Origin of the sequence: Intrasporangium sp., from assembly GCF_040414665.1 — a bacterium.
In the GTDB taxonomy this organism is placed as follows: Bacteria; Actinomycetota; Actinomycetes; order Actinomycetales; family Dermatophilaceae; genus Intrasporangium.
In genome coordinates this window covers 1-7628 of record NZ_JBEDUL010000072.1, presented here as the reverse complement: position 1 = coordinate 7628, position 7628 = coordinate 1, and the positions used below count along the sequence as shown (strand labels likewise).

Sequence of the window (7628 nt, the reverse complement as noted above, 5' to 3'; positions counted from 1 at the left end):
CAGGCGGCGGCCGATCTCGAACAGCCCGCGCGGGTCGAGCGTCGGCATCGACATCTGCAGCACCGGCACGTCTGCCTCGGGGAACATCTCCTTGAGCGGCACGTACGCGCCGTGGTCCAGCCCACGGGCCTCGTCACGGTGGACCTCGTGACCGGGCCAGGTCAGCAGCCTGGTCACCTCGTCGGCGAGCACCGGCGCCGCGGGGGCGTCGTAGGTGACCTCGTAGTACTTCTGTGGGAAGCCCCAGAAGTCGTAGGTGAGCGGGGCCCCCGTCGTCGTGCCGAGGGTCGTAGGCGCGTCCTCCCAGTGCGCCGAGACCATGAGGATGTTGTCGGGTTTGTGCAGGTCGGACGACCAGTCGGCGAGCTCGGCAGTCCAGCGCTCGTCGTCGGCGAGCGGCGGTGCGCCGTGGCTCAGGTAGATGACTGGAGCGGCGGTCATGAGTGTCCTCCCAAAGTGATTGAACACTAAACTATCACGTTCGCGCCGCTCGGGCGATAAGGCTTGGGCGGATGCGTCGCGTTCACCTGGTTGCGGCCCCTGGATGCGACGCATCCAGGTCTGACCGGCGCAGGGGGCGTACCCATCGGATCCTGAGGCGGCACCGCCGTGACAACGGCATACCAGATCTGGCGCCTGGACCCGCCGAAAACGGGATCCTGGAATGCGGTCTTGACGGAGCCTGTTACGGTCAGGGCGCGTCCACGTCTGAGCAGCGACGAATCCGCGGCACGTGAGACCGGGAAGTTGAAGGTGCGTCACATGGCCGCAGGAAAGGGCCGCAAGCTCGTCATCGTCGAGTCGCCCGCGAAGGCGAAGACGATCGCGGGCTATCTCGGTGGGGACTACGACGTCGAGGCCTCGGTCGGTCACATCCGTGACCTGCCGAATCCGTCGGAGCTCCCGGCCGACATGAAGAAGGGGCCGTTCGGCAAGTTCGCCGTCGACGTCGACCACGACTTCGCCCCGTACTACGTCGTCGACCCGGACAAGAAGAAGAAGGTCAACGAGCTCAAGCGCAAGCTCAAGGACGCCGACGAGCTCTACCTGGCCACCGATGAGGACCGGGAGGGCGAGGCCATCGCCTGGCACCTCCTCGAGGCGCTCCAGCCGCGGGTGCCGGTCAGGCGCATGGTCTTCCACGAGATCACCCGCGAGGCGATCCAGCGTGCCGTCAACGACACCCGCGAGATCGACCAGGACCTCGTCGACGCCCAGGAGACCCGCCGCATCCTCGACCGGCTCTACGGCTACGAGGTGAGCCCGGTCCTGTGGCGCAAGGTCCGGCAGGGCCTCTCCGCAGGCCGCGTCCAGTCCGTGGCGACCCGTCTGGTGGTCCAGCGGGAGCGCGAGCGGATGGCCTTCGTCAAGGCGTCCTACTGGGACGTCGAGGGCGACTTCACTCCGGATGGCACAGCCCAGCAGTTCACCGCGCGGCTGACCACGGTCGACGGCTCGCGGGTCGCAGCCGGCCGAGACTTCTCCGACAGCGGCGAGCTGGTCGGCAAGGGCGTCCTCCGGCTCGACGAGGCGCTCGCGCGACGGATCGCTGAAGCCTGCCTCGCCGCGTCGGCCACCGTGACCGACGTGCAGGAGAAGCCCTACACCCGCCGACCGTCGGCCCCCTTCACGACCTCGACGCTCCAGCAGGAGGCCTCCCGCAAGCTGCGGATGTCGTCGAAGAACTCGATGCGGGTCGCCCAGCGTCTCTACGAGGGCGGCTACATCACCTACATGCGGACCGACTCGACGACGCTGTCGGATGCCGCTCTCACCGCGGCCCGGAGCCAGGCCCGGGACCTTTACGGCGCCGAGTACGTCCCCGACGCGCCCCGCCGCTACGAGAAGAAGGTCAAGAACGCCCAGGAGGCGCACGAGGCAATCCGCCCGGCGGGCGACCGGTTCCGGACGCCCGCCATGGTCGCGGGCGAGCTGCGTGGCGACGAGTTCGCCCTCTACGAGCTGATCTGGAAGCGGACCGTCGCCTCGCAGATGGCCGACGCCCGGGGCTCGACGGCCACGGTCAAGCTCTCCGTGGACACGGCGGTCGACGGTGCCCGGCAGGTGGAGTTCAGCGCCTCCGGCACGGTCATCACCTTCAAGGGCTTCCTCGCCGCCTACGAGGAGGGCCGCGACGACGAGGCGCAGGCCCGGGCGGACGCGGCCGCGGAGGAGCGGCGCCTGCCCAAGCTGTCCACGGGCGTCGCGCTCGAGGTCGTCCGGGCCGAGGCCGAGGGCCACGAGACGACCCCACCGGCGCGCTACACCGAGGCCACGCTCGTCAAGGCGATGGAGGAGAAGGGCATCGGCCGCCCGTCCACCTATGCCTCGACGATCGGGACGATCCAGGACCGCGGCTACGTCTTCACCAAGGGCCAGGCGCTCGTGCCGACGTGGCTGGCCTTCGCCGTGACGCGCCTGCTGGAGGAGCACTTCACCGAGCTCGTCGACTATGAGTTCACCGCCTCGATGGAGGAGGACCTCGACCGGATCGCGGGCGGCGAGCTCGGGCGGGTCGAGTGGCTCCGGCGGTTCTACTTCGGCGACGAGGCGACGACCGCCGAGGGCCTCAAGGAGCTCGTCGACGACCTCGGCGAGATCGACGCCCGCGAGATCAGCACCATCCCGCTCGGCGAGGGCATGGTCGTCCGCGTCGGCCGGTACGGCCCCTACGTCGAAGAGGTGGCTCCGCCCACGGGGGGCACGCCCCCCGTGACCCCCCCGAACGGCGCGGACGCTGACGCGACGCCTTCTCCTTCCGCCGAGGAAGGCTCCTTCGTCGCCCCTCGGCGGGCCACCATCACCGACGATGTCGCCCCGGACGAGATGACGCCGGCCAAGGCGCGGGAGCTGCTCGAGGCCGCTGCCGACGACGGCAAGGTCCTCGGCCGCGACCCCGAGACCGGTCGCGAGATCATCGCCAAGGCGGGCCGCTACGGTCCCTACGTCACCGAGGTCATCGAGGAGGACGAGGCCGCACCGGCCACGAACGGCCGCGGCAAGAAGGCCGCCAAGCCGAAGCCGCGCACCGCCTCCCTCTTCAAGGACATGGACCTGGCGACGATCGACCTCGACACGGCGCTCAAGCTGCTCAGCCTGCCCCGGGTCGTCGGCACTGACCCGGAGGGCGTCGAGATCACCGCTCAGAACGGCCGCTACGGCCCCTACCTCAAGCGCGGTACCGACTCCCGGTCACTCCAGACCGAGCAGCAGCTCTTCGAGGTCACCCTCGAGGAGGCGCTGGCGATCTACGCGCAGCCGAAGCAGCGCGGCCGGGCCGCGGCGGCAGCCCCGCTCAAGGAGCTCGGCGAGGACCCCGTCAGCGGCAAGCCCGTCGTCGTCAAGGATGGCCGCTTCGGTCCCTACGTCACCGACGGCGACACCAACGCGACCCTGCGCAAGGACGACGACCCCGCGTCGATCACTCCCGAGCGGGGCTTCGAGCTGCTCGCCGAGAAGCGCGCCAAGGGCCCCACGACCCGCAAGAGGACCGCGAAGAAGACGACTCGCAAGGCGCCCGCGAAGCGGGCGACCAAGAAGGCCACCACGAAGAAGGCGTGACCTTCCAGCGCAGGTGAGCTCAGCGGCATACGACGCAAACTGCACACTCGTGTGGGTGAGAGGGCGGCGAACGTCGCGTGCGGCCTCCCCTTGGTCGAGTGTGCAGTTTGCGCCGGGAGCGCGGGCTGGCCCGTCGAGCGCAGGTGAGCTCAGCGGCATACGACCTCTGCCGTATGCCGCTGAGTGGCCTTCCCGGGTTGCCGTGAAGTGGCGCTGTGGCGAGGTGCGCGCACCCGCCTAGCGTGACCGGCATGGTGACGATCACGGGGATCGACGAGGCAGACCGCGATGCGTGGGAGCGGCTGTTCCGGGGCTACCTGCGCTTCTACCGACAGGATCTTGCGCAGGACGCTGTTGATCATCTGTGGCTCGAGTTGCTCTCTGGCGCAAGGGTGCACGCGCTTGGTGCCAGGATCGATGGGCGGCTCGTGGGGATCACGCACTACTTCGCCCACCCGAGCACGTGGGGTGCGGACGTCTGCTATCTCGAGGATCTCTTCACGGATCCGGGGGCGCGCGGGAGAGGAGTGGGCCGGTCGCTCATCGACGGTGTCGTGGCTTGGGCTCGAGAGCAGGGCTGTAGCGCGGTCTACTGGCAGACGCACCAGGCGAACGCGACGGCGCGGCGGCTCTATGACGACGTCGCCGCCTTCGAGGGGTTCGTCGTCTACCGGGTCGCCCTCGAGGGGGCCGACCGGACAGGCGCGACACAAAAGCTTTGACCGCGCCCGATGGCTCGGGTGAGGCTGGCGCAATGGCAACTCTCGTCTTCGTCCACGCCCACCCGGACGACGAGGCGTCCCAGACCGCCGGCTCGATGGCGAGGGCCGTCGCGGAGGGGCACCGCGTCGTGGTCGTCTACGCGACGAACGGCGACCACGGCGACCGGCCCGACGACCTGGCCGCGGGGGAGACCCTCGTCGACCGGCGCCGGGTCGAGGCAGCCCGGTCCAACGAGGTGCTCGGCACCCATCGGGTCGTGTGGCTGGGCTACGCCGACTCGGGGATGCACGGCTGGGACCAGAACGACCACGAGGCGAGCTTTGCTCGGGCCGACGTCGAGGAGGCCGCCGGGCGCCTTGCGGAGGTACTGGGCGAGGAGCGGGCGGACCTCGTGACCGGCTACGACTGGCACGGCGGCTATGGCCACCCCGACCACGTCAAGGTCCACGCGGTGGTCAAGCGAGCGGCGGAGCTCGCGGGCACGCCGCGGGTCCTCGAGGTGACGATGAACCGCGATGCAACGCGCCTGCAGTTCCGGGCAGCGGTTGCCGCGGGGTTGGCCGACGAGAGCTGGGACCCGGACAAGCCGATGGACGACGGCATCCCGCTCGGGACTCCCGAGGCGGAGCTGCACTGGGCCGTCGACGTCTCGCCCTGGATCGGCGTCAAGCGAGAGGCGCTGGCGAGTCATGCCAGCCAGGTGAGCGACGCGGGCATGATGATCGCGATGCCGGAGGAGGCCTTCGCCGCGATGTTCGGCGTCGAGTACTACATCGAGTCAGGTCGGCCGGACGGCATGGTGCCGGGGTGGTTCCTCTCGCAGTGAGGGCATAGGGTTACTCCTCGGTAACACAAGCCCACGCGCCTAGGAGCAGCATGCCCTCGCTGAAGGACCTCACCCATGACGAGCTGACCGCCCTCGGGCCGGTCGAGTTCGTCGCCCTTCTGACCAGCGCGTCCGACCGGGAGGTCGCGGACGTCATGGCGGGCCCGACGCGGATGTCGGTGATCGACTCGATCTTCGAGCACATGCCCCGGATGTTCCGGTCCGACCGCGCCGGGGACCTTCGCGCCACGACCCACTGGACCATCACGGGCAAGGGCGTTCCTGACGACGAGTGGACCGTGCGGGTCGGCGACGGGCAGGCCTCGGCGGCTCGGGGCCACGACGGCAACCCGGCCGTGTCGCTCTCGATGGGCCCGGTCGAGTTCATCAAGCTCATCACCAAGACCGGCAACCCGGTCATGATGGTGATGATGGGCAAGATCAAGATCAAGGGGGACATGTCCCTCGCGGCCAACATCGGCAGCCTCTTCGACGTCCCCAAGGCCTGAGCGATGCCCGCGCCCGGCTGCCGGTGCTGACCTGATGCGGTTCAGCCGGCAGCTGCTCATCCTGGCCCGACGCGGCGTGCTCAGCCCCGGACGGCCCGACCGTCTCGTGCGTCAGGTCGCGTCGATCCTCGCCTGGGGTGCCGGGATCGCCGGAGAGATCCGGCAGGCCGCGGCGCGGTCTCCGGACGCCATCGCCGTGGTCGACGAGGAGCGCGGGGAGATCACGTATGCAGCACTGCTCGCGTCGTGCGAACGCTCGGCCCGCGTGCTCCTGGGCGAGGGGCTCTCAGCCCGCGACCGTGTCGGGCTCTTGTGTCGCAACCACCTCGGCCTCGTTGAGCTGCTGGGTGGGGCTTCGATGGCCGGGATCGACGTGGTGCTGTTGGGCACCGGCCTGGCGGCCGCCCAGGTCACCGAGGTGGTTGAGCGAGAAGGCATCTCACTCGTCGTGCACGACGACGAGTTCGGTGAGCTCATCGATGGCGTGCGCGTGCCGCGACTGGGGGAGCAGGCCTTCCTCGCGCTCCTGGCGGCCGGGGCGGGGGGTGGCCGACTCAGGCCGCCGGCGCGTGTCGGCCGCGTGGTCGTCCTGACCTCCGGCACGACCGGTCAGCCGAAGGGCGCTCGCCGGCCGCACCCGCGAAGCCTCTCCAGCCTCGCCTCGGTGCTGGACCGGATCCCGTTGCGGCCTCGCGAGGCTGTCCTGCTCTCGGCGCCGATCTTCCACACCTGGGGTTTCGGCGCACTGCAGCTGGCCCTGGCCATGCGGGACACGATCGTGCTGCAGCGCCGGTTCGACCCCGGGGCCGCTCTGGCTGCGCTCGACGAGCACCGCTGCCACGTGGTCTTCGCGGTGCCGGTCATGCTCCAACGGCTGCTCGGTCACGTCGGCGAGGTGGGACGCGACGCACCGGAGGGCGCGGCGCCGTGCCTGCGCATTGCCGCCGTGAGCGGCTCGTCGCTGCCGCCCGGGCTGGCGTCCCGGTTCATGGCGTCATTCGGGCCGGTCCTCTACAACGTCTACGGGTCGACGGAGGTCTCCTGGGCCGCGATCGCGGATCCCGACGACCTCAGGGCGGCGCCCTCCTGCTCTGGTCGCCCGCCACACGGGACCCGGGTGGTCATCCTCGGCGACGACGGCAGCGAGCTCCCCGCCGGGCAGGTCGGCCGGGTCCTCGTCGGCAACGAGATGCTCTTCAGCGGCTACACCGACGGCGCGGGTCGCGAGCGGTGGCGCGGGCTCGTCGACACCGGGGACCTCGGCCACCTCGAGAACGGCCGGCTCCACCTCGACGGACGCGGGGACGACCTGGTCGTCTCCGGGGGCGAGAACGTCTATCCGGTCGAGCTCGAAGCCGCCATCGGTGGGCTGCCCGAGGTCCACGACGTCAGCGTCTTCGGCGTGCCGGACGACGAGTTCGGCCAGCGCCTCGTTGCCTGCGTCGTCCCGCAGCCGGGCGCGAGCCTGGCTCCCGAGCGGGTCATCGAGCGGGTCAGGCCGCTCGTCTCGCGCCAGGCCCTTCCGCGAGCGGTGCACATCGTCGATGAGCTGCCCCGCAACGCCACGGGCAAGGTCCTCGTGGGCGAGCTGCGGGCCGCGTACCTCCAGGATCCGGACCCCCCAGCCTGAGCCGCCGCCCCGACCAGCCGCGCCGCCACCCCGACCAGCCGCGCCGCCACCCCTCCCACCGCAACACGCCCGGCTCCTCGCAACGCACCCCTGAAATTTCAGGGGTGCGTTGCGAGGAGCCGGGCGTGTTGCGGGATTAGCCAGGTCAGGTCCGGTCCGCGTCGGGTCCGGTCCGGTCCGGGGCGGGTCAGGTGAGGGTGGCGATGATGTCGTTGAACGTCTGCGACGGCCGCATCACCGCTGCCACCTTGGCGGCGTCGGTCTTGTAGTAGCCGCCGATGTCGGCCGGCTGGCCCTGGACGGCGATGAGCTCGGCGTCGATGGCCTCGGCCTTCTCGGCGAGCTGTGCCGCGACGTCCGTGAAGGCCTCGGCCAGCTC

7 protein-coding genes are annotated in these 7628 nt (G+C 70.4%); 5 read left to right on the top strand and 2 right to left on the bottom strand.

Annotated elements, in window-relative coordinates; all coding sequences use genetic code 11:
* Positions 1-441 (bottom strand): dioxygenase family protein (locus tag ABF401_RS08360; RefSeq protein WP_353509086.1); only part of this gene is annotated, 441 nt, incomplete at its 3' end.
* A gap of 321 nt (positions 442-762) precedes the next feature.
* On the opposite strand from ABF401_RS08360, the gene topA reads away from it, so the two are divergent.
* The 5 genes from topA (at position 763) to ABF401_RS08335 (ending at position 7249) form a co-directional block, all read left to right on the top strand.
* The gene (gene topA, locus ABF401_RS08355; RefSeq protein WP_353509085.1) at positions 763-3561 is read left to right on the top strand and encodes a type I DNA topoisomerase; all 2799 of its coding nucleotides are present in this window, start codon (positions 763-765) and stop codon (positions 3559-3561) included.
* Positions 3562-3812: 251 nt separating this feature from the next.
* Positions 3813-4283, top strand: coding sequence for a GNAT family N-acetyltransferase (locus tag ABF401_RS08350; protein ID WP_353509084.1), 471 nt, complete (start codon positions 3813-3815; stop codon positions 4281-4283).
* Positions 4284-4315: 32 nt separating this feature from the next.
* Entirely contained in the window at positions 4316-5110 is a 795-nt protein-coding gene (locus tag ABF401_RS08345) for a PIG-L deacetylase family protein (RefSeq protein ID WP_353509083.1), read from the top strand.
* A gap of 50 nt (positions 5111-5160) precedes the next feature.
* Positions 5161-5619: an SCP2 sterol-binding domain-containing protein gene (locus ABF401_RS08340; RefSeq protein WP_353509082.1), complete on the top strand. Its 459-nt coding sequence runs from the start codon at positions 5161-5163 to the stop codon at positions 5617-5619.
* Between the two features lie 34 nt (positions 5620-5653).
* Positions 5654-7249, top strand: a complete 1596-nt coding sequence (locus ABF401_RS08335; RefSeq protein ID WP_353509081.1) for an AMP-binding protein — start codon at positions 5654-5656, stop codon at positions 7247-7249.
* A 187-nt stretch (positions 7250-7436) separates the two neighbouring features.
* Here ABF401_RS08335 and ABF401_RS08330 read toward each other — a convergent pair.
* On the bottom strand, positions 7437-7628 hold a 192-nt coding region (locus ABF401_RS08330), incomplete at its 5' end, for an NADP-dependent isocitrate dehydrogenase (protein ID WP_353509080.1).

Bases quoted from the DNA above. Each gene is read 5' to 3' on its own strand.
- topA (WP_353509085.1), top strand. From the start codon at position 763: ATGGCCGCAGGAAAGGGCCGCAAGCTCGTCATCGTCGAGTCGCCCGCG.
- ABF401_RS08350 (WP_353509084.1), top strand. From the start codon at position 3,813: ATGGTGACGATCACGGGGATCGACGAGGCAGACCGCGATGCGTGGGAG.
- ABF401_RS08345 (WP_353509083.1), top strand. From the start codon at position 4,316: ATGGCAACTCTCGTCTTCGTCCACGCCCACCCGGACGACGAGGCGTCC.
- ABF401_RS08340 (WP_353509082.1), top strand. From the start codon at position 5,161: ATGCCCTCGCTGAAGGACCTCACCCATGACGAGCTGACCGCCCTCGGG.
- ABF401_RS08335 (WP_353509081.1), top strand. From the start codon at position 5,654: ATGCGGTTCAGCCGGCAGCTGCTCATCCTGGCCCGACGCGGCGTGCTC.